The sequence below is a fragment of the Streptomyces sp. JLSY215 genome, from assembly GCF_059682825.1.
The window spans coordinates 8,297,168-8,321,792 of the sequence record NZ_CM185022.1 but is presented as its reverse complement, the minus strand read 5'-3'; the positions used below and the strand labels follow the sequence as shown (position 1 = coordinate 8,321,792).

Annotated in this window: 1 protein-coding gene (only partly in view); it reads right to left on the bottom strand. The window is 75.1% G+C overall.

Annotation, left to right across the window (positions count from 1 at the left end):
* A protein-coding gene (locus AC5677_RS36705; protein WP_497192216.1) for a type I polyketide synthase crosses the window boundary here: on the bottom strand, positions 1-24,625 show its 5' portion. It extends 3,866 nt beyond the left edge of the window; 24,625 of the gene's 28,491 nt are visible here — the first part of the coding sequence; it begins with the start codon at positions 24,623-24,625; the stop codon falls past the left edge of the window.

Below are 24,625 nucleotides of genomic sequence, written 5' to 3'. Positions count from 1 at the left end.
CCAGGGTGGTGCCGGTGCCGTGCGCCTCCACGGCGTCCACGTCGGCCGGTGCCAGCCCCGCGTTGGCCAGCGCCCGCTGGATGACGCGGCGCTGCGAGGGGCCGTTGGGCGCGGTGATGCCGTTGCTGGCGCCGTCCTGGTTGATGGCCGAGCCGCGCAGCACCGCGAGCACCTCGTGCCCGTTGCGGCGGGCGTCCGAGAGCCGTTCCAGGACGAGGACGCCCACGCCCTCGGACCAGCCGGTGCCGCCGGCGGCGGACGCGAACGGCCGGCAGCGGCCGTCGGGTGCGAGGGCTCCCATCTCCCCGAACTCGACGAAGTTCACCGGGCTGGACATCACCGTCACACCGCCGGTCAGGGCGAGGGAGCACTCGCCGTTGCGCAGGGCCTGGGCGGCCAGGTGGAGCGCCACCAGGGACGACGAGCACGCCGTGTCGACGCTGACGGTGGGGCCTTCGAAGCCGAGGTGGTAGGCCACCCGGCCGGAGAGCAGGCTCGCCGACTGCGCGGTCTGCGCATGCCCCAGCTGGCCCGCTTCGGGCCGGTAGTCGCCCGAGCCGCCGCCGATGAACACGCCGGTGTCGCCGCCGCGCAGCTGGGCGGGGTCGATGCCGGTGCGCTCCAGGGCCTCCCAGGTGGCTTCCAGAAGGATGCGCTGCTGCGGGTCCATCACCATCGCCTCGCGCGGTGCGATCCCGAAGAATCCGGGGTCGAAGTCGGCCACGTCGTAGAGGAATCCGCCCTGGCCGGTGACGGTCCGGCCGCGGCCGTCCCGGTCGCCGTGCAGCAACCGGTCCAGGTCCCAGCCGCGGTCGGTGGGGAAGCCTCCGATGGCGTCCGTCTCGTCCATGACCAGTTGCCACAGGTCCTCGGGCGAGCGGATCCCGCCCGGGTAGCGGCAGCTCATGCCGACGATGACGACCGGGTCCTCGGCGGTGTCCGTATTCCTCGCCCGCGCCACCGCGGGGAGCGCGTTCGTGTCCTCCTTGCCCTCGCCGAGGAGTTCGCCCCGCAGGTGGTCGGCGAGGGCGTCGGCCGTGGGGTGGTCGAAGACGAGGGTGGCGGGCAGGGCCAGACCGGTGGCGGTGGCGAGCTGGTTGCGCAGGTCGACCGCGGTCAGCGAGTCCAGGCCGAGGTCCTTGAACGCCTGGCCGGAGGATACGGCGCCGGCGTCCGCGAACCCGAGCACCGCCGCCACCCGGTCGCGGACCAGGTCCAGCAGGACCTCGGTGCGCTCCGCGTCCGGGCGGGCGGCGAGTTCGGCCCGCAGGCCGGTCGCGGTGTGCGCCGTTCCCGGCTCGGTGCCGCCCGGCTCCGCCAGTGCCTCGCGGGCCTCGGGGAGTTCCGCGAACAGGGCGCTGCGCCGGTTGCGGGTGAAGGCGGGCGCGAACCCGTCCCACCGTACGTCGGCGACCGTCACCGAGGGGCTGTCGGCGCCCAGGGAGCGGGCGAGCGCGGTCAGGGCCCGCGTGGGGTCCATCGGGGGCAGTCCGTTGGCCCGCAGGTGCGCGGCCAGACTGTCGGAGGTGGCGTCGGCCCAGCCGCCCCACGAGACCGCCGTGGCAGGCAGTCCGCGGGCGCGCAACCTACGTGCCAGGGCGTCGAGTTGGGCTCCGGCCGCGGCTTCGGTGCCCCGGCCTCCGGCACCCCAGGTCCCGGCGATCGAGGAGAAGAGGACGAACGCGTCCAGGGCGCGGTCGCCGGCCGCCGCCTCGGCCACCGCCGCCAGGCTCTCCACGTCCGCGCGCAGCGCGGCCAGAGCGGCCCGGGGGTCCGTGGCGGTGGCGGGGACGCCGGCGGCAACGGGGGCGTCGGCGTCGGACGGCCAGGCCGTGTGGACCACGGCGGTCAGCGGCTCCGGGAGCTCGGCGAGCGCGCTCAGCAGCGCCTCACCGTCGGCCGGTGCGCAGTCGAGCACCGTCAACGGCACGCCCAGGGTGCCGAGTTCGGCGATCGGCTGTGCCGTGTCCGATGCGGTGGGGTCGGCCAGCACCAGGTGCCGGGCGCCCTGTTCGGCGAGCCAGCGGACGCAGTGTCCGCCGGTGCCGGACGCCGGGCCGACGACCAGGACCGTGCCAGTCGGCTGCCACGGGGCCGCGGAGGTGTCGTCCGTGGCGCGCACCAGCCGTCGTCCGAAGACGCCGGAGTGCCGCAGCGCCACCTGGTCCTCGTCGCCGACGCCGGACAGTACGGCGCGCAGCCGTTCCGCCGTACGCCGGTCGAACGCCTGCGGTACGTCGACCAGGCCGCCCCAGCGGTCCGGGTGATCCAGGGCCGCGACCCTGCCGAGCGCCCACACCGCCGCCTGGGCGAGGCTGACTTCGGTCTCCGAGTGGCTCACCGACACCGCGTCGCGGGTCACGCACCACAGCGGGGCGTCGATTCCGGCGTCCGCCAGTGCCGCTACCGCCTCGTTCGGCCATGCCGGTCCGGCGGGGAGGGTGTCGGCGTACGGCGCCGCGAGCAGGGACACCGCTCCGGTCCACTCGGTTCCCTGTGCGGCGAGTTCGGCGAGCTGTTCGGTGAGTGCGCCGCGGTCGGCCGGGTCGGCTTCGACGGTGACGGCGGACTCGCCGAGGGCCGCGAGTACGGCGGCGGTCCACTCGTCGTCGGCGGCGCCCGTCGGGACGAGGGCCAGCCACAGTCCGGCGAGGGTGCCGGGCGCGGTGCCGGTCAGCGGCTTGAAGGTCACGTGGTAGCGCCAGCCGTCGACGGTCGAGCGCTCGACGCGCTTGCGGCGCCAGGCGGACAGGGCGGGTACCAGGGCCGACAGTGCCGCGTCGTCCAGTTCGAGGCTCTCCGAGAGCGACGAGAGGTCCGCGCGCTCCACCGCGTCCCAGAACTCGGCGTCCACGGGGTCCTGCGCACCGGTCGTCGCCTCTGCGGCGGGCGCGCCGTCCGGCCAGTACCACTGGTGCTGGAAGGGATAGGTGGGCAGGTCGACGCGGCGGGCGCCGGTGCCGGCGAAGATCCCGGACCAGTCCACCCCGACGCCTACGACGTGCAGGTGGGCGAGGGCGGTGAGCAGCGCGGTCTCCTCGGGCCGGTCCTTGCGCAGGGCCGGTACGGCGGTCGCGGTGCCGTCCAGGGTGTGCTGGGCCATCGCGGTCAGCACCCCGTCCGGGCCCAGCTCCAGGAAGACGGAGGCCCCTTCGGCGGCCAGGGCGCGGACGCCGTCGGCGAAGCGCACGGTCTCGCGCACATGCCGGACCCAGTAGTCGGCGGAGCAGACGAGACCGTCGGTGGCGAGTTCACCGGTGAGGTTCGACACCAGCGCGATCCGCGGAGCCTCGTACGACAGTCCCTCGGCGACCCGCCGGAAGTCCGCCAGCATCGGCTCCATCAGCGGCGAGTGGAAGGCGTGGCTGACCGGCAAGCGCCGTGTCCGACGCCCCTGGTCGGCGAACTCCCCCGCGATGGACAGGACTTCGGCCTCGTCCCCCGCGATCACCACCGACTCCGGGCCGTTGACCGCCGCGATCGACACCCCCTCGACCAGCCGCGCAGCCACCTCACTCTCCGCCGCCTGGACGGCCACCATCGCGCCACCCACCGGCAGCGCCTGCATCAGCCGCGCACGAGCCGCCACCAGCACACACGCATCCGCAAGCGACAACACCCCCGCCACATGCGCCGCCGCGATCTCACCGATCGAATGCCCCGCCACGAAGTCCGGCCGTACGCCCAGGGATTCGGCCAGGCGGAACAGCGCCACCTCGATGGCGAACAGCGCGGGCTGGGTGAACCCGGTCTCGTCCAAGCCCTCCGCATCGCCGAACATCACCTCCCGCAGCCCGGCGTCGAAGTGCGCCAGCACCTCGTCCAGCGCCTCGGCGAACACCGGGAACCGGGCGTACAGCTCCCTGCCCATCCCGACGCGTTGAGCGCCCTGGCCCGAGAACAGCACGGCCAGCTTTCCGTCGGTCTCCTGGGCGACGCCGCGTGCGAGTTCCCGTACGCCCTCTCCGTCGGCCGCGAGGACCGAGCGATGGGCGAACGCCGCCCTGCCCGTGGTGAGGGAGTGGCCCACGTCGACCGGTGCGAGGCCGGTCAGCGCCGAGACCCGCGCGATCCCTGCCTCCAGCGCGGCCTCGGACGTGCCCGACACCGGCCAGGGCACGAGGCCCGGCACCGTGGTGGGCTCCTGCGCCACGGGCTCCTCGGCGTCCGGGGCCTGCTCGATGATGAGGTGGGCGTTGGTGCCGCTGACGCCGAAGGCGGAGACGCCGGCCCGCCGGGCGTGCCCGGTCTCGGGCCACTCCTGCCGCTCGGTGATGAGCGAGACCGTGCCGGCCGTCCAGTCGACGTGCGAGGACGGCGAGTCGGTGTGCAGGGTCTTGGGCAGCACGCCGTGGCGCATCGCCAGCAGCACCTTGATGGTGCCGGCGACACCGGCGGCGGCCTGGGTGTGGCCCAGGTTCGACTTCACGGCGCCGAGCAGCAGCGGCCGGTCCTCCGGCCGGTCCTGTCCGTAGGCGGCGATGAGGGCGTTCGCCTCGATGGGGTCGCCGAGGGTGGTGCCGGTGCCGTGGGCCTCGACGACATCGACGTCGGCGGGGGTGAGGTCGGCGTCGGCGAGTGCCTGGCGGATGACGCGCTGCTGGGCCCGTCCGCTGGGCGCGGTCAGTCCGTTGGAGGCGCCGTCCTGGTTGACGGCGGTGCCGCGCACGATGCCCCAGACGTCGTGGCCGTTGCGGCGGGCGTCGGAGAGGCGTTCCAGGAGGAGGACGCCCACGCCCTCGGACCAGCTCGTGCCGTCGGCCGCGTCGGCGAACGGCTTGCACCGTCCGTCGGGGGCCAGCCCGCCCTGGACCGTGAACTCGGTGAAGGAGTCGGGGCCGGACATGACCGAGACGCCGCCGGCCAGGGCAAGGGTGCACTCGCCGCTGCGCAGGGCGCCCGCGGCCATGTGCAGGGCCACCAGCGCGGAGGAGCAGGCGGTGTCGACGGTGACGGCCGGGCCCTCCAGGCCGAAGGCGTAGGAGAGGCGGCCGGACATGACGCTGGCGGTGTTGCCGGTGGCGACATGGCCGCGTACGTCGGTGGTGCCGGTGCCCTGGCGCAGGAGCGTGGCGTAGTCCTGGCCGTTGGTGCCGACGAAGACTCCGGTACGGCTGCCGCGCAGGGTGGTCGCGTCGATTCCGGCGCGCTCGAACGCCTCCCAGGAGGTCTCCAGCAGCAGCCGCTGCTGGGGGTCCATGGCCAGGGCCTCGCGGGGCGAGATGCCGAAGAAGGGGGCGTCGAAGAGGCCGACGCCGTCCAGGAATCCGCCTTCGAGGGTGGCGGAGGCGCCGCGGGCGAGCGCGTCGAGGTCCCAGCCGCGGTCCGCGGGGAATCCGCTGATCGCGTCCGCACCGCTGCTCAGCAGCTGCCAGAGGTCCTCGGGGGACCGGACGCCGCCGGGGAAGCGGCAGTTCATGCCGACGATGGCGATGGGGTCGTCGTCCGCGGCGCGGCCGATGAAGGCCGGGGCGCCGGACTCGGGCAGGACGTCGAGGAGTTCGGCGAGCAGGAAGTCGGCGAGGGCGGTCGGGGTCGGGTAGTCGTAGACGAGGGTCGCGGGCAGTTTCAGGCCGGTGGTGGCCGTGAGGGTGTTGCGCAGTTCGACGGTGGTCAGCGAGTCGAAGCCGAGGTCGCTGAAGGCGCGGTCGGCGCCGATGGCCGAGGTGCCGCTGTGCCCGAGGACCGCGGCCACCTGGGTGCGTACCAGGTCCAGGACGAAGCGCGGGCGCGCGGCCGGGGTGAGCCCGGCGAGCCGCCGGCGCAGGGCCACCTCCCGCAGGGCGGCTTCCGGTGTCCCGGCGGGCGGCGTGCTCTGCTGCAGTTCGGGCAGGTCGCCGATGAAGCGGCCGGGACGCGTTGCGGTGAAGACCTCTGCGTAACGCTGCCAGTCGATGTCCGCGAGGGTCAGCGTCGTGGCGTCGTGCTCGATCGCCTGGCGCAGTGCGGTGAGGGCGAGCCGGGGCGCCATGGGGGTGAAGCCGCCGCGGCGGACCCGGTCCTGGATGCCGGTGCCGTCGGCCGCCATGCCGGTTTCGGCCCAGGGGCCCCAGGCCAGCGAGGTGGCGGGCAGGCCGTGGGCGCGGCGGTGTTCGGCGAAGGCGTCGAGGAAGGCGTTGCCGGCGGCGTAGTTGCCCTGGCCGGGTGCGCCGAGGGTGCCGGCGACGGAGGAGAAGAGCACGAAGGCGCTCAGGTCCTGCTCGCGGGTCGTCTCGTGCAGGTTGAGGGTGGCGGTGACCTTGGTACGCAGGACGGCGGTGAACTGCTCGGGGGTGAGCGAGTCCAGGGTGCCGTCGTCGACGGTGCCGGCGGTGTGGAACACCGCGGTGAGCGGGTGCGAGTCGGGGATCGCGGCCAGTACGGCGGCGAGCGCGTCCCGGTCGGCGGTGTCGCACGCCGCGATGGTCACCTCGGCGCCCAACTCAGCAATCTGAGCGGCCAGTTCACCGGCACCGGGGGCGTCGGTGCCGCGCCGGCTGACCAGCAGCAGGTGCTCGGCGCCCGCCTCGGCCAGCCATCGGGCGACATGGCCGCCGAGCGCACCCGTGCCGCCGGTGACGAGCACGGTTCCGGTGGGGCGGAACGTGCCTGCCTCGGGGGCCGGTGCGGCCCGGTGGTGTGCCAGGCGGCGGACGAAGGTCGCGGTGGTGCGTACGGCGAGCTGGTCCTCGTCGCCGCTGTCGGCGAGGACGGTGACCAGGCGGCGCAGGGTGGTGCCGTCGAGCTCGTCGGGGAGGTCGACGAGGCCGCCCCAGCGCTGCGGGTGTTCCAGTGCGGCGACCCGGCCCAGGCCCCAGACGGCGGCCTGCGCGGGGCGGGCCGGGTGTTCGGCGCGGTCCACGGCCACGGCGGTGCGGGTCACGCACCACAGGGGGGCCTCGATGCCGGCGTCGCCCAGGGCCTGGACGGCGGTGGCGGTCAGCAGGAGGCCCGCGGTCGTGGCGTCATCGGCGCCTTCCCCGGCCGTCGCCAGCAAGGACAGGACGCCCGCGAACCCGCCGTGCTCTGCGCTCAGTTCGCGCAGCCGCTCGGCCAGCTCCTGGCGCTGCACGGCGCTCACCTCGACCCGTACGGCGTCGGCGCCCAGGGCCCCGGCGGCCGCATCGGTCCAGGCCCGCTCGCCGTCGGCCGATACCAGCACCAGCCAGGTGCCGGCCGGGCGTCCGGCGGTGGCCGTGCCGGTGAGCGGCTTCCAGGTGGTCCGGTAGCGCCAGCCGTCGACGGTGGAGCGCTCCCGGCTCTTGCGCCGCCAGGAGGAGAGGGCGGGCACGACGGCGCTGAGGGTGCCGTCGTCCAGGTCCAGCGAGGAGCCCAGGGACCGGAGGTCCGCGCGCTCGACGGCCGACCAGAACTCCGCGTCCGCCGCGTCGGCGGGGTGTGCGGGTGCGGCGGCTTCGGCGGCCGCCTCGGGCCAGTAGCGCTCGCGCTGGAAGGGGTAGGTGGGCAGGTCGGTTCGCCGGGCGCCGCTGCCCGCGAACGCGGCGTCCCAGTCGACCCGCACCCCGTGGAGGTGGAGCCGGGCCAGTGCCGTGGTCAGTGCGGGGGCCTCGGGCCGGTCGCGGCGCAGTGCCGGAACGGCGGTGACGGATGTCTGCTCACCGGTGCTCTCGCGTACCGCGCCGCTGAGTACGGCGTCCGGGCCGAGCTCGAAGAAGGTCGTCACACCGTGCTCGGTGAGGTGCCGGACGGCGTCGGCGAAGCGGACGGTGCCGCGGACCTGCCGGGCCCAGTACTGCGCCGAGCACAGGTCGTCGGCCGGGATCGGCTCGCCGGTGAGGGTGGAGACCAGCGGCAGCTCCGGCGCATGGAAGGTGACGCCTTCGGCGGCGCGGGTGAAGTCGTCCAGCATCGCGTCCATGTGCGCCGAGTGGAAGGCGTGGCTGACGCGCAGCTGCTTGGTGCGGCGGCCGAGCTCTTGGAAGCGGTCCGCCACGGCGCGTACCGCGTCCTCGTCGCCCGAGACGACCAGGGATGCCGGGGTGTTGACGGCGGCGACGGACAGGCGTCCTTCGTACTCCGGAAGGAGGGGCAGCACCTCGTCCTCGGTGGCCTCGACGGAGGCCATGGCGCCGCCCGAGGGCAGGGCGGCCATCAACCGGCCGCGGGCCGCGACGAGGGTGCAGGCGTCCTCCAGGGAGAGGACTCCGGCGGCGTGCGCGGCGGCAAGCTCGCCGATGGAGTGTCCCGCGACGTGGTCGGGGCGCAGGCCCCAGGACTCGGCGAGCCGGAACAGCGCCACTTCGAGGGCGAAGAGGGCCGGCTGGGTGTAGCCGGTGTCGTCCAGCAGCGCGGCCTCGGGGGTGCCGGGGTCGGCGAAGAGGATCTCCCGCAGCGGGCGGTCGAGTTCGAGGTCGAAGCGGGCCAGTACGGCGTCCAGGGCCTCGGCGTAGACCGGGTGGCGGTCGTAGAGTTCGCGTCCCATTCCGGGGCGCTGGCTGCCCTGGCCGGTGAAGAGGAAGGCGAGTCGGCCGCGGTCCGGGCGGCCGGTGAGCAGTCCGCCGTCGGGGGCCGCGTCGCGCAGCGCGGTCAGGGCGCGGGTGAGGGTGTCGGGGTCGTCGGTGACGACGGCGGCACGGTGCTCCAGGGCGGCCCGGGAGGTGGCGAGGGAGAACGCGAGGTCGGTGAGCGGGAGTTGCGGGTGGTCGGCGAGGTGGGTCAGGAGCCGTCCGGCCTGGGCGCGCAGGCCCGCTTCGGTGCGTGCGGAGAGCGTCAGGGGGACGAGCGCGGGCTCGGCCGGGCGAGCCGGTGTGGCGTCCGTCTCGGCGTCGGGGCGCTCTTCGGGGGCCTGTTCGAGGATGGTGTGGACGTTGGTGCCGCTGAGTCCGAAGGAGGAGACGCCCGCGCGGCGCGGGTGTCCGGTGGCCGGCCAGGGCAGCGGCTCGGTGAGCAGCCGGATGGCGCCGGAGCTCCAGTCGACGTGCGAGGAGGGCCGGTCGATGTGCAGGGACCTGGGCACCTCGGCGTGGCGCATGGCCATGACCATCTTGATGACGCTGGCGACCCCGGACGCCATCTGGGTGTGGCCGATGTTGGATTTGACGGAGCCCAGGAGCAGCGGGTGCTTGGGGTCGCGGCCCTGGCCATAGGTGGCCAGCAGGGCCTGCGCCTCGATGGGGTCGCCGAGGGCGGTGCCGGTGCCGTGGCCGTCGATGACGTCGATGCCGTCAGGGTCCGTCTTGGCGTTGGCCAGGGCCTGGCGGATGACGCGCTGCTGGGACGGGCCGTTGGGCGCGGTCAGCCCGTTGGAGGCGCCGTCCTGGTTCACGGCGGAGCCCCGGATGACGGCCAGGACCTGGTGCCCGTTGCGGCGGGCGTCGGAGAGCCGCTCGACGAGGACCAGGCCGACGCCTTCGGCCAGGCTCATGCCGTCGGCCTGGTCGGAGTACGCCTTGCAGCGGCCGTCGGCCGCCATCGCGCGCTGCCGGCTGAAGCCGACGAACGCTCCGGGCGTGGACATGATGCTGACGCCGCCCGCGAGGGCCAGGGAGCTCTCGCCGTTGCGCAGGGACTGGCAGGCCAGGTGCAGGGCGACGAGGGAGGAGGAGCAGGCGGTGTCGAGGGAGACGGCCGGGCCCTCGAAGCCGTAGGTGTAGGAGAGCCGGCCGGACAGGACGCTGGAGATGGTGCCGGTGATCAGGTGTCCCTCGGCGCCTTCCGCGCTCCCGCCGAAGGCGCCGTAGTCCTGGTAACTGGCGCCGATGAACGTGCCGGTGCTGCTGCCGCGCAGGGTGGCGGGGTCGATTCCGGCGCGTTCCATCGCCTCCCAGGAGGTCTCCAGCAGCAGGCGCTGCTGGGGGTCCATGGCCAGGGCCTCGCGGGGCGAGATGCCGAAGAAGGAGGCGTCGAAGTCGGCGGCGTCGTGGAGGAAGCCGCCCCGGGTCGAGTAGGTGTGGCCGGTCCGGTCGGGGTCGGGGTCGTAGAGGCCCTCGGCGTCCCAGCCGCGGTCGGTGGGGAACTCGCCGGTGGCGTCGCCGCCCTCGGCGACCAGGCGCCACAGGTCCTCCGGTGAGCCGACGCCGCCGGGGTAGCGGCAGCTCATGCCGATGATGGCGATGGGCTCGTCGTGGGCTGCGGTGGTGGAGGTGTCCGGGGCCGCGGTGGCGGTGCCGGTGATCGCCTCGCGCAGGTAGGCGACGAGTGCGAGCGGGTTGGGGTAGTCGAAGACCATGGTGCTCGGCAGGGCGAGCCCGGTCACGGTGGCGATCCGGTTGCGCAGGTCGACGGCGGTCAGCGAGTCGAAGCCGACGTCGCGGAAGGCGCGTTGTTCGGAGAGGACGTCGGGTGAGGCGTGGCCGAGCGCGGTGGCCGCCTCGGTGCGGACGAGATCCAGCAGGAGGCGGTCCTGTTCGGCTGCGGCCAGGCCGAGGAGCCGGGTGGCGAACTCGCTGCCGGAGTCGACGACGTGGCTGGTGTGCTCCTCCAGCCGCTGGACTTCGGGCAGGTCCTCGAAGAGCCGGGTGGGCCGCGCGGCGGTGAAGACGGGGTGGTAGCGCTCCCAGTCCACGTCGGCGACGGCCAGATGCGTCTCGTCGTCGTCGAGGGCCTGGCGCAGGCCGGTGAGGGCCAGTTGGGGGTCCATGAAGACCAGCCCGCTGCGGCGGATCTGGCCGGGGTCGACGCGGCCGAGCTTGAGGTCGTCGGCCCAGATGCCCCAGGAGATCGCGGTGGCCCGGGCGCCGCGGGCGCGGCGGTGTTCGGCCAGGGCGTTGAGATAGGCGTTGCCGGCGACGTAGGCGGCGTGCGCGCCGCTGCCCCACATACCGGCGGTGGAGGAGTACAGGACGAAGGCGTCGAGGTCGTCGCCGAGGAGTTCGTCCAGGTGCCGGGCGCCGGTGACCTTGGCGTCCATGACCTTGGCGAAGTCGTCGAGGGTCGTCTCGTCCAGCGTCGCCAGCTCGATGGTGACGGCGGTGTGCACGACGGTGCGTACGGTGCGGCCCTCGGCCCGGAGCGCGGCGAGCATCTGCGCGACCGCCTCGCGGTCGGTCAGATCACAGGCCACGGCCTCGGCCTCGCAGCCCAACCCGGCCAGTTCCTCTACGAGTTCTCCGGCGCCGGGCGCCGCCGGGCCGCGGCGGCTGGTGAGCACGATGTGCTCGGCGCCCTGCTGGGCGAGCCAGCGGGCCAGGTGCGGGGCGAGTGTGCCGGTGCCGCCGGTGACGAGGGTGGTGCCCCTCGGCGTCCAGGGGCGGGCCGGGGCGGGGTCCGCGGGGGCGGCGCGTACGACGCGGCGGGCGAGGACGCCGGAGGAGCGAACGGCGAGCTGGTCCTCGCCGCTGCGGCCGGTCAGGACGGCGGCCAGGCGCTCCCCGGCCCGCCGGTCCACCTCCTCGGGCAGGTCGACCAGGCCGCCCCAGCGCTGCGGGTGTTCGAGGGCGGCGGTCCAGCCGAGGCCGAGGATCTGGGCCTGGTCGGGGCGGGTGAGCCGGTCGGCGCGGCCGGTGGAGACGGCGCCTTGGGTCAGGCACCACAGGGGTGCGTCGATTCCGGCGTCGCCGAGCGCCTGGACGAGCGCGACGGTCAGGGCCACGGCGCGGCTGAGCGCCGGGTGGGTGGGGCTCGCCGCTTCGGCGTGCGCCAACAGGGACACCACGCCCGTGAGGTCCCCGGCGCCGTCGAGCCCGGTCAGGCGCGCGGCCAGGGTGGCGCGGTCGGCGCAGGCGTCGTCCAGGACGAGGGTGCGCGTCTCGGCGCCGTGGGCGGCGAGGACACCGGTGAGGGTGTCGGTGTCGGCTCCTTCGGGGGCGACGACGAGCCAGGTGCCTGTCAGGGCCGCCGTGGGCAGGCTGGTCAGCGGCTTCCAGGTGGCGCGGTAGCGCCAGGAGTCCACGGTGGACATCTCGCGGCGGCGCTTGCGCCAGTGCGAGAGGGCCGGGAGGACCGGGGCCAGGGAGGTACGGTCCAGGCGCAGGCTGGAGGCGAGCGCGTCGACGTCCTCCTCCTCGACCGCCGTCCAGAACTGGGCGTCCGCGGGGTCTGCCTCGGCCCGGTCCTGGGGCCGCTCGGGGATCGCCCACAGGTGCTCGCGCTGGAAGGCGTACGTGGGCAGCGGCACCCGGCGGGCGCCGGTGCCGGCGAAGACGGCGGACCAGTCGGCTCCCGCGCCCCGGACGAAGGCTTCGGCCAGGGAGGTCAGGAAGCGGTCGGTGCCGCCGGTGTCGCGCCGGAGCGTGCCGAGCACCGCGGCGGCGGCCCCGGCTTCCTCGGCGGTCGCCTGGATGCCCATGGACAGGACGGGGTGCGAGCTGACCTCGATGAAGAAGTGGTGTCCCTGGGTGAGGAGTTCGCCGATGGCGGGCTGGAAGTGGACGGTCCGGCGCAGGTTGGTGAACCAGTACTCCGCGTCCATGACGGTGGTGTCCAGCCAGTCACCGGTGACGGTGGAGAAGAAGGGCACCTGGGCCGGGCGCGGGCGCACCGGCGCGAGGACCGTGCGCAGTTCGTCGCGTACCCGCTCGACCTGCGCGGAGTGCGAGGCGTAGTCCACGGCGATGCGCTTGGCGCGGATGTCCTCGCCGACCAGCTGGGCCTGGAGGGCGTCCAGCGGCGCGGTGGCGCCGGAGACGACGGTGGACCCCGGGCCGTTCACGGCGGCGATCGACAGGTCCTCATAGGCGGCGAGTCGCTGTTCGACGTCGGCGGCGGGCAGCGGGACCGACAGCATGCCGCCGGATCCGGCCAGCCCGCGGGCGATGGCCTGGCTGCGCAGCGCGACGACCCGGGCCGCGTCCTCCAGGGAGAGCGCCCCGGCGACAGCGGCCGCGGCGATCTCGCCCTGCGAGTGGCCGACCACGGCGTCGGGGGTGATGCCGTGGGAGGCCCACAGCGCGGCCAGGGAGACCATGACGGCGAAGGAGGCGGGCTGGACGACGTCGACGCGGTCCAGGGTCGGCGCGCCGTCGGCCTGGCGCAGCACGTCGAGCAGGGACCAGTCGACGAACTCCGAGAGGGCGGTGGCGCATTCGGTCAGCCGCTCGGCGAAGACCGGGGACTCCTCGAGGAGCCGCGCTCCCATGCCGGCCCACTGGGAGCCCTGGCCGGGGAAGACGAAGACGGTCTTGCCGTCGGTGTCGGCCGTGCCCTGGACGACGCCGGGTGCGGAGCCGCCGGTGGCGAGGGCGTCCAGGGCCGCGCGCCGGGACGCGTCGTCGGTGCCGACGACGACGGCGCGGTGGTCGAAGAGGGTGCGCGTGGCCACCAGGGTGTGGCCGACGTCGAGGGCACCGGGTGCCTCGCCGTCGAGGTGGTCGGCGAGGTGGGCCGCCTGGGCGCGCAGCGCGCCCGGGGTCCGGGCGGACAGCACCCAGGGAACGGCGCCGCCGGCCGGGGGCGCCGGGAGCGCGGGGGTCGTCTCGCGCGGGCGGGGGGCCTCTTCGAGGATGGTGTGGGCGTTGGTGCCGCTGATGCCGAAGGAGGAGACCGCGCAGCGGCGCGGGCGCTCGCCCTCGGGCCAGTCGGTGGGCTCGGTCAGCAGGGAGACGGTGCCGGGGGTCCAGTCGATGTGGCTGGAGGGGGTGTCGGCGTGCAGGGTGCGCGGCAGCCGGCCGTGGCGCAGGGCCAGGACCATCTTGATGACGCCGGCCACGCCGGCCGCCGACTGGGTGTGGCCGATGTTGGACTTCACCGAGCCCAGCCGCAGCGGACTCCCCTGGTCGCGGCCCGGTCCGTAGGTGGCGAGCAGGGCCTGGGCCTCGATGGGGTCGCCGAGGGCGGTGCCGGTGCCGTGGGCCTCGACGGCGTCGACGTCCGCCGGGGTGAGCCCCGAGTTGGCCAGGGCCTGGCGGATGACGCGCTGCTGGGAGGGGCCGTTGGGGGCGGACAGACCGTTGGAGGCGCCGTCCTGGTTGATGGCCGAGCCGCGGACGACGGCGAGGATCTCGTGCCCGTTGCGCCGGGCGTCCGAGAGGCGCTCCAGGACGAGGACGCCGACGCCCTCGGCCAGGGTCATGCCGTCGGCGCTGTCGGAGAACGCCTTGCAGCGGCCGTCGCCGGCCAGGGCCCGCTGCCGGCTGAAGGCGACGAACGGGTTGGGGTTGGTCATCACGGTCGCGCCGCCGGCCAGGGCCAGGGAGCTCTCGCCGTTGCGCAGCGACTGGCAGGCCAGGTGCAGGGCGACCAGGGACGAGGAGCAGGCGGTGTCGACGGTGACGGCCGGGCCTTCGAGGCCGAAGAGGTAGGCCAGGCGCCCGGAGAGCACGCTGGGGCTGGTGCCGGTCACCAGGTGGCCGGCGGAGCCGTCCTCGACGCCGAGTCCGTACTCCTGGTAGGTGGAGCCGATGAAGGTGCCGGTCGTGGTGCCGTGGACGGTGGTGGGGTCGATGCCGGCGTGCTCGAACGCCTCCCAGGTGGTCTCCAGCAGCAGCCGCTGCTGGGGGTCCATGGACAGCGCCTCGCGCGGCGAGATGCCGAAGAAGGAGGCGTCGAACTCGCCCGCGTCGTGCAGGAATCCGCCCTGGGTGGAGTACGTCGTGCCGGGGTTGTCCGGGTCGGGGTGGAAGAGGCCGGTGTGCCAGCCGCGGTTGACGGGGAAGTCGCTGATGGCGTCGACGCCTTCGCTGACCAGGTCCCACAGCTGCCGCGGGGAGCGGACGCCGCCGGGGAAGCGGCAGCTCATGCCGACGATGGCGATGGGCTCGTCGAAGCCCGCCGACGGGACGGCCACGGGAGCGGCCGGAGCCTGGGCGGTGCCCAGGAGTTCGTCGCGCAGGTGGCGGGCGAGGGCCACGGGGGTCGGGTAGTCGAAGACGAGGGTGGCGGGCAGGGCCAGGCCGGTGAGGGCGGCCAGCCGCTTGCGCAGTTCCACGGCGGTCAGCGAGTCGAAGCCGGCGTCGCGGAAGGCCCGCCGCTCCGCGACGGCGTCCGCGGAGTCGTGGCCGAGGGCGATGGCCGCCTCGGCGCGCACCAGGTCGCCCAGCAGCCGCTCCTGCTCGTCCTGGCCCAGGCCCCGCAGGCGCGCGGCGAATTCGGGCGCGGCGCTCTCGCCCTCGGCGCGTTCCAGGGCCTGGACCTCGGCCAGTTCGTCGAAGAGGGCGCTGGGGCGGGTGGAGGTGAAGACGGGGTGGTAGCGCTCCCAGTCGATGTCGGCGACCGTGACGGTGACGTCCTGGTGGACGACGGCGCGCCGCAGTTCGGTGAGGGCGGTCGCGGGCGCGAGGAAGCGCAGCCCGCGCCGGTGCAGTTCGTCGGTGACGGCCTCGTGGGTGGCCATGCCGGCCTCGGCCCAGGGGCCCCAGGCGACGGAGGTGGCGGGCAGGCCGCGGGCCGCGCGGTGTTCGGCGAGGGCGTCGAGGTAGGCGTTGGCGGCGCTGTAGGCACTCTGTCCGGCGCTGCCCCACACTCCGGCGATCGAGGAGACCAGGACGAAGAAGTCCAGGTCGTGGCCGTCCAGGAGGCTGTCGAGGTGGGCCGCGCCGAGCAGCTTGGCGGCCATCGCCGCTGCGGCGTCGGCCAGTGGGGTGTCGGTGAGGGCGGTCGCCTGGCCGACACCGGCGGCGTGCACGACGCCGGTCAGCGGGTGCTCGTCGGGTACGGAGTCCAGCAGCGCGGCGAGTGCGGCGCGGTCGGCGGTGTCGCAGGCCGCGATGGTGACGCGGGCGCCCAACTCCTCGATTTCGGCGGCCAGTTCAGCGGCGCCGGGGGCGTCGGGGCCGCGGCGGCTGGTGAGCAGGAGGTGCTCGGCGCCGCTGCGGGCGAGCCAGCGGGCGGCCTCGGCGCCGAGCGCTCCGGTGCCGCCGGTGACGAGCACGGTGCCGCGCGCGGTGAAGGCGTCGGCCGGGGGCAGTTCGGCCTGCGGGTGGCGCACCAGGCGGCGGCCGAGCGCTCCGGTGGCGCGGACGGCGATCTGGTCCTCGCCGCCCTCGGCGGCCAGCGCGCTGACGAGGTGCTGGGTGGCGGGGGCGTCGAGGGCGGCCGGCAGGTCGATCAGGCCGCTCCACAGCTGCGGGTGTTCCAGGGCGGCGACCCGGCCCAGTCCCCAGACCGCGGCCTGGAGGGGGTGGGTGAGCGGGTCGTCGGCGCCGGTGGTGACGGCGCCCCGGGTCAGGGTCCACAGGGGCGCGGCGAGGCCGGTGTCGGCGAGCGCCTGGATCAGCACGAGGCTCAGCGCGAGCCCGGTGGACGGCTGGGCGCCGGTCTCGGCCCCGGGGCCGTCGGCGAGCGGCAGCAGGGACAGCACACCGGTCAGGGGCCGGTCCTGGTCGCGTACGGCGGCGAGCCGGTCGGCGAGGTGGGCGCGGTCGCGGCAGGCGTCGTCCAGGGCGAGGGTCTCGAACTGGGCTCCGTGGCCGCGCAGCGCATCGAGGATCTCGTCGCTGTCGATGCCGTCGGCGGTGACGAGCAGCCAGGTGCCGTCCAGTACGGGCGCGGCGGTTGCCCGCACGGGGCGCCAGGCCACGCGGTAGCGGGTGGAGTCCAGCAGCGCCTTCTCCTGCCGGTGCTGGCGCCAGGAGGACAGCGCGGGCAGCAGGGCGTACAGGGAGGCGTGCTGTTCGTCGCGCAGCCCGAGGAGGGCGGCCAGTTCCGTGGCGTCGCCGCGTTCGACGGCGCCCCACAGCTCGGCGTCCGCGGGGTCGGCGGCACCCTGCGCGAGGCGGGCCGGGGGCTGTTCGGGCCAGTAGCGCTCGTGCTGGAAGGCGTAGGTGGGCAGGTCGACGGTGCGGGCTCCGGTGCCGGCGAGGTACCCGGGCCAGTCGACGGCCGTGCCGCGGACGTGCAGGCGGGCCAGCGCGGTGGCCGCGCAGCGCTCCTCGCCGCGCCCGTGGCGCAGCAGCGGGACGATATGCGCCGCCGCGTCGTCGCCGAGGGCTTCCTGGGCGGGGGCCGACAGCACGCTGTCGGGGCCGACTTCGAGGAAGGTGCCGGCGCCGCAGTCGTGCGCGGCGCGCAGGGTGTCGGCGAAGCGGACGGCGCCGCGGGCGTGCGCGACCCAGTAGTCGGCCGAGCGCAGTTCCTCGTCGGTGGCGGGCCGTCCGGTCAGGCCGGAGATGACGGTCACGTCCGGCGCGTGGTAGGTGAGCTCGGCGGCGACCTCGCGCAGCCCGTCGAGGGCGGGCTCCATGAGCGGCGAATGGAAGGCGTGGCTGACCGTCAGGCGCTTGGTCTTGCGGCCCTGGGCCGCGAAGTGGGCGGCGATCTCCTCGGCGGCGGCCAGTTCTCCGGCGACCACGACGCTGCGGGGGCCGTTGACGGCGGCGAGGGAGACCTCGTGCTCGCGCCCGGCGACCAGCGGCGCGGTCTCGTCCTCGGTGGCCTGGACGGAGATCATCGCGCCGCCGGCGGGCAGCGCCTGCATCAGCCGTCCTCGCGCGGCCACCAGGCGGGCCGCGTCGGGCAGCGAGAGGACGCCCGCGACATGCGCGGCGGTGATCTCGCCGATGGAGTGGCCCAGCAGCACGTCGGGGCGGATGCCCCAGGTGCCGAGCAGCCGGTGGAGCGCGACGCCGACGGCGAACAGCGCGGGCTGGGTCCACTCGGTGCGGTCCAGCAGCGCCGCCTCGGGGCTGCCCTCCGGGGCGAACAGGACGTCCTTGAGGGGGCGGTCCAGGTACGGGTCGAGGGCGGCGGTGACCTCGTCGAGGGCCTGGGCGAACGCGGGGAAGCGGGCGGCGAGTTCACGGCCGGCGCCGGGGCGCTGGCTGCCCTGCCCGGAGAACACCACGGCCAGTTTGCCCGCGCCGCCGACCTCGCCCTCGGTGAGCGCGGGGCCCGGCCGGTCGGCGGCCAGGTCGGCGAGGGCGCGCAGCAGTTCGTCGCGGTCGCCGGTGACGACGGCGCGCTGGTCGAAGGCCGAGCGGGTGGTGGCCAGGGAGAGCGCGACATCGGCCGCGTCCAGGGCAGGACGCTCCTCCAGGAAGGACCGCAGGCGGGCGGCCTGGTCGCGCAGCGCCGCCCGGCTCTTGCCCGACAGCGTCCAGGGCACGACGGCCGGGGTGAGCGCCGGCTCTTCGCGCTGCTCGGCGACGGCCGTCGGCTCCTCGACGATGAGGTGCGCGTTCGTCCCGCTGAACCCGAAGGAGGAGACGGCGGCGCGACGCGGGCGGCCGGCCTGCGGCCAGGGCGTCGCCTCAGTCAGCAGGCGCACCGCCCCTTCGCTCCACTCCACGTGCGCGGACGGCTCGTCGGCGTGCAGGGTGCGGGGCAGCACGCCGTGGCGCAGGGCCATGACCATCTTGATGACGCCGGCGACGCCGGCCGCGGCCTGGGCGTGGCCGATGTTGGACTTCACCGAGCCCAGCAGCAGCGGGCTGTCCGGGTCGCGGTCCTGGCCGTACGTGGCGAGCAGCGCCTGGGCCTCGATGGGGTCGCCGAGGGTGGTGCCGGTGCCGTGGCCCTCCACGGCGTCGATGTCGGTGGCGGTCAGGCCGGCGGCGGACAGCGCCTGCCGGATCACCCGCTGCTGGGCGGGGCCGTTGGGGGCGGTCAGGCCGTTGGAGGCGCCGTCCTGGTTGACGGCGGAGCCGCGGACGACGGCCAGGACCCGGTGCCCGTTGCGGCGGGCGTCGGAGAGGCGTTCCAGGACGAGGACGCCCACGCCCTCGGACCAGCCGACGCCGTCGGCACCGTCGCCGAACGCCTTGCAGCGCCCGTCCGGGGACAGGCCGCGCTGCCGCGAGAATTCGATGAGGGCGCCCGGCGTCGACATGACCGTGACGCCGCCGGCCAGCGCGAGCGAGCACTCCCCCGCGCGCAGTGCCTGCATCGCCCAGTGCATGGCGACCAGCGAGGACGAGCACGCGGTGTCGACGGTGACGGCGGGGCCTTCGAGGCCGAGGGTGTAGGAGATGCGGCCGGAGGCGACGCTCGGGGCGGTGCCGCTGCCCTGGTGGCCCTCGAACTGCCCGCCGGAGAGCACCGTGGCGTAGTCGTTGTACATCACGCCCGCGAACACGCCGGTCCGGCTGCCGCGCAGGGACACCGGGTCGATGCCCGCGCGCTCGACGGCCTCCCAGGACGCTTCGAGGAGGAGCCGCTGCTGGGAGTCGGTGGCCAGGGCCTCGCGGGGGCTCATGCCGAAGAAGGCCGGGTCGAAGTCGGCGGCGGTGTGCAGGAATCCGCCGGAACGGGAGTAGGAGGTGCCGGTGCGGTCCGGGTCCGGGTCGTAGAGCGCGTCCAGGTCCCAGCCCCGGTCGGTGGGCAGGCCCGAGATGGCGTCGGTGCCCTCGCTGACCAGCCGCCACAGGTCCTCGGGCGAGGCGACGCCGCCCGGGTAGCGGCAGCTCATGCCGACGATGACGATGGGGTCGTCGTCCGCGGCGGCACGGGGCGCATCGGCCGCGGCGGCGGCTTGGGAGCCCATGAGTCCGTCGAGGAGGTGCGTGGCGAGGGCGTCGACGGTCGGGTAGTCGAAGATGACCGTGGCGGCGGTGCGCAGGCCGGTGGCCGCGCTGAGCCGGTTGCGCAGTTCCACGGCGGTCAGCGAGTCGAAGCCCAGATCCCGCAGCGGGCGCCGCGGGTCGATGTCGGCGGTGCCGGCGTGGCCGAGCACGGCGGCCACTTGGCCGGCGACGAGGTCGAGCACGACCTCGCGGCGGTCGGCCTCCGCCAGCCGGGACAGCTTCTGTACGAGGGGGACGGCGGCCTCCGGGCCGGAGACCACCGCGCGGCGGGCCGGGGTACGGATCAGGCCGCGCCACAGCGGCGGAACGTCGCTCTGGAGGCGCAGGACGGACAGGTCGAGCCTGGTCGGCAGAAGGACGGCGGCATCCGTGGCGGTGGCGGCGTCGAAGAGGGCGATGCCCTGTTCCTCGGTGAGCGCCGGCGTGCCCATCCGGGCCAGGCGGTCGAGGTCCTCGTCCGTCAGTCCGCCGGTCATGCCGGCGGTGGGCTCCCACGGGCCCCAGGCCAGGGAGAGCCCCGGCAGGCCCTGCGCGCGGCGCAGTTGGGCGAGCGCGTCGAGGAAGGCGTTCGCGGCGGCGTAGTTGCCCTGGCCCGCCGCGCCCACGGTGCCGGAGAGGGAGGAGAAGACGACGAAGGCGGCCAGGTCCAGGTCCCGGGTGGCCTCGTGGAGGTGCCAGACGGCGTCGGCCTTGGGCCGCAGGACCGCACTGATCCGTTCGGGGGTGAGCGATTCGATCACGCCGTCGTCGAGGCTGCCGGCGCTGTGCACGACGGCGGTGACGGGGTGCTCGGCGGGCACGCCGGCCAGCAGCCGCTGCACGGCGGCGCGGTCGGCCAGGTCGCATGCCGCGATGGTCACGTGCGCGCCGTGCTCGGCCAGTTCGGCCACGAGTTCCCCGGCGCCGTCGGCGTCGGCGCCGCGGCGGCTGACGAGCAGCAGATGGCGTACGCCGCGCTCGGCGACCAGGTGCCGGGCCAGTATGCGGCCCAGGCCGCCGGTGGCCCCGGTGAGCACCACGGTGCCCTCGGGGTCCCACTCCGTAGCGGCCTGCGGCGCCTGGGCGCGGGCGAGGCGCGCGGTGAGCACGGCGGTGCCGCGGACGGCGGTCCCTGGCTCGTCCGAGGACAGGGCCAGGGCCCGCAGCACCGGCTCCGCGGCGGGCTCGGCGGTGCCGGGGTCGAGGTCCAACAGCCCGAAGCGGCCCGGGTGTTCGCTTTGCGCGGCGCGGACCAGGCCCCAGACGGCGGCGGCCACCGGGTCGGGTGCCTGCCGGGCGTCGGTGGCGATGGCGCCACGGGTGACGAAGACCAGCCGGGAGGCGGCGTGGCGCTCGTCCTCCAGCCAGGTCCGCAGGCGCTCCAGTACGTGGGCGGTGCGGGCGTGCACGGAGGTGACGACGTCGTCCTCGGCCGCCCCCTGGACGGGGGCGAGGACCAGGTCCGGGGCGTGGGTGACGGCTTCCGGGCCGGACAGCGCCGTGACCGTGAGGGCCGCCGGCGCAAGGGCCCGCTCCAGGCCGAAGAGGTCCGGGCCGAGGACGGCGGCCGAGGCAGGCGCCGCCTGGGCGGCCTGCCGCGATGCGCTCCAGCGCAGTTCGAACAGGGCGTCGCGGATCAGGGAGTTGGCCGCGTCGATCTGCGCGTCGGGCAGGGTGCGCAGGACGAGCGAGCCGATGGAGGCGACGGGGGCGCCGGTGGTGTCGGCGACGGCGATGGCCACCGCGTCGTCCTCGGCCGGGGTCAGTTTCACGCGGACCGTGCTCGCCCCGCTCGCGTGCAGGGTGACGTCCTGCCATGAGAAGGGCAGGCCGCCACGGGCGTCCTCGCCCAGGTCCACGAAGGCCGCGGCGTGCAGCGCGGCGTCCAGCAGGGCCGGGTGGATCCCGAACGCCGCAGACGACTCGGTGGACGCGGCGTCGGCGCCGTTGGTGTCGGGCAGCGTCACCTCGGCGTAGACGTCGTCGCCACTGCGCCAGGCGGCGCGCAGTCCCTGGAAGAGGGGGCCGTATCCGAAGCCGGTGTCGGCCATCCGGTCGTAGAAGCCGTCGAGGTCCAGCTCCTGCGCGTCGGCGGGCGGCCAGACGGTGGCGTCGAATCCGGCGTGGTGCTCACCGGCGACGAGGGTGCCCGCGGCGTGCTGGGTCCAGGGCAGCTCCTCCGGCCCGTCGGGGCGGGAGTGGACGCTCACGGCGCGGCGGCCCGACTCGTCGGGGCTGCCCACCCACACCTGCACCTGGACACCGCCCTCCTCGGGCAGCACCAGCGGGGCGGCGAGGGTGAGTTCCTCCACGCGGCCGCAGCCGGCCTCATCCCCGGCGCGCACGGCCAGCTCCAGGAAGGCGGTGCCCGGCAGCAGCACCGTGCCGCGCACGGCGTGGTCGGCGAGCCAGGGGTGGGTACGTCGTGACAGCCGTCCGGTCAGCAGGAGCCCGTCGGAGTTGGCGACCGACACGGCCGCCGTCAGCAGCGGGTGATGTGCCGCGCCCAGGCCGGCCGCGCGCACGTCACCACCCGTGGCGGGCAGGCTCTTGGGCCAGTAGCGGCGGCGCTGGAAGGCGTAGGTGGGCAGGTCGGCACGCCGGGCGCCGGTGCCCTCGAAGTAGGGCTCCCACCGGACGGCCACACCGCGGGTGTGCAGACCCGCCAGCGCGGCGGTGAGCGTCTCGGCCTCGGGGCGGCCGGGGCGCAGCACGGCGAGCGTCGCCAGGACGCCATCGGCGGCGGTGTCCGTGTCCGCCGCGGCCAGGCAGGACTGGGCCATGGCGGACAGGACGCCGTCGGGGCCCAGTTCCAGGAAGGTGGCGGCGCCGTGGCCGTCGAGCCAGCCGAGGGCGTCGGCGAACCGTACGGTGTGGCGGGCGTGGTCCACCCAGTAATCGGGGGAGGCCAGCTGCTCCACCGTGGCGAGGGTGCCGGTCAGGCCGGAGACGACCGGGATCACGGGCGCCTGCGGCGTGAGCCGGGAGACGGCCGTGCGGAACTCCTCCAGCATGGGCTCCATGAGCGGGGAGTGGAACGCATGCGAGACCCGCAGCCGCTTGGTCCTGCGGCCCAGCGCGCCGAAGTGCTCGGCGACGGCGGTGACGTCGTCGGCCTGGCCGGCGACCACGACGGCGGCGGGCCCGTTGACCGCGGCGATCGAGACGCGGTCCTGCCGGTCCTCCAGGAGGGGCAGGACCTCTTCCTCGGCGGCTTCGAGGGAGACCATGGCGCCGCCCTCGGGCAGCGCCTGCATGAGGCGGCCGCGGGCGAGCACCAGGGCCGCGGCGTCGGCCAGGGGGAAGACGCCGGCGATGTGCGCCGCGGCGATCTCGCCGATGGAGTGCCCGGCGAGGAAGTCCGGCTTGATGCCGAAGGACTCGGCGAGCCGGTACAGCGCGACCTCGATCGCGAACAGCGCGGGCTGGGCGTAGCGGGTCTCGTCGAGCAGGGCGGCCTCGGGCGTGCCCTCGGCGGCGAACAGCACGTCCTTCAGGGGCAGCGGAAGCCCCTGGTCGAGGTGGGTGAGAACCTCGTCCAGGGCGGTGGCGAAGGCCGGGAAGCGGGCGGCCAGTTCACGCCCCATGCCCGGCCGCTGGGAGCCCTGGCCCGCGAAGAGGAAGGCCAGCTTGGACCGTGTCCGCGCGGTGTCCTGCATCAGACCCGGGGCCGGTGTGCCGTCGGCGAGCGCGGTGAGGGCGGCGCGGGCCCGGTCCGGGCCGTCCGCGGTGAACGCGGCGCGGTGCTCCAGGCCCGAGCGGGCCGTGGCCAGGGAGTAGGCCACGTCCAGGGGTACGAGGCCGGGGCGGGACGTGAGGTGTTCGAGCAGTCGTGCCGCCTGGGCGCGCAGCGCCTCGCGGGTGCGGCCGGAGACGAGCCACGGGACGGCGCCCGCCGCCACGGGCTCGGCGGCGGCCGGCTCCATGTTCTTCTCAGGGACAGCCGCAGCCTCCTCAGGGGCGGCCGGGGCCTCTTCCAGGATCGTGTGCGCGTTGGTGCCGCTGAGCCCGAACGAGGAGACGCCGGCCCGGCGCGGCTGTTCGCCCTGCGGCCACGGGACGTGCTCGGTGAGCAGACGCACGGCCCCCTGTGTCCAGTCGACGTGCGAGGACGGCTGGTCCACATGGAGCGTGCGCGGGAGCAGGCCGTGCCGCATGGCCAGCACCATCTTGATGACGCCGGCCATGCCGGCCGCCGCCTGGGTGTGGCCGAGGTTCGATTTGACGGACCCCAGCAGGAGCGGGCGGTCGTCGTCGCGGCCCTGGCCGTAGGTCGCCAGCAGCGCCTGGGCCTCGACCGGGTCGCCCAGGGTGGTGCCGGTGCCGTGCGCCTCGACGACGTCGACCTCGTCGGCCGAGAGCCGCGCACTGACCAGCGCCTGCTCGATCACCCGTTGCTGCGAGGGGCCGTTGGGCGCGGTCAGCCCGTTGGAGGCGCCGTCCTGGTTGACGGCGGAGCCCCGGATGACGGCCAGGATCTCGTGCCCGTTCCGGCGGGCCTCCGAGAGGCGTTCCAGGACCAGGACGCCCACGCCCTCGGACCAGCCGGTGCCGTCGGCGGAGTCGGCGAAGGAGCGGCAGCGCCCGTCGGCGGAGAGCCCGCCCTGGCGGCTGAACTCCACGAAGGTGGTGGGGCTGGACATCACGGTGACGCCGGCGGCCAGCGCCAGGGAGCATTCGCCCTGGCGCAGGGAGTGGGCGGCCAGGTGCAGGGCAACGAGGGAGGACGAGCAGGCGGTGTCGACGGTGACCGCCGGGCCCACGGTTCCGAAGAAGTAGGCGAGCCGGCCCGAGATGACGCTGGTGGTGGTGCCCGTCAGGGCGAAGCCCTGGACGTCGTCGTCCGGGCCCACCCGGTATTCCTGGGGCATCGCCCCGACGAACATGCCTGCCTTGGTCCCCCGGACCGCCGCCGGGTCGATGCCGGCCCGCTCGAAGGCTTCCCAGGAGGACTCCAGCAGCAGTCGCTGCTGCGGGTCCATGGCGAGTGCCTCACGGGGCGATATGCCGAAGAAGGAGGCGTCGAACTCGGCCGCGTCGTGCAGGAATCCGCCGGAGAACTCTGCCGCGTCCTCGGCGAGCAGCTCCCAGCCGCGGTCGGCCGGGGACCCGGTGATGCCGTCCCCGTCGGCGGCGAGCAGGGACCAGAGCTCCTCGGGACTGTGCACGCCTCCGGGGAAGCGGCAGCTCATGCCCACGATCGCGATCGGCTCGCGGGCCGCCGCCTCCAGCTCGCCCACCCGCTGCCGGGAGCGCCGCAGATCGGCACTGGCCCGCTTCAGGTAGTCGCGGAGCTTCTGTTCCTGGTCCAT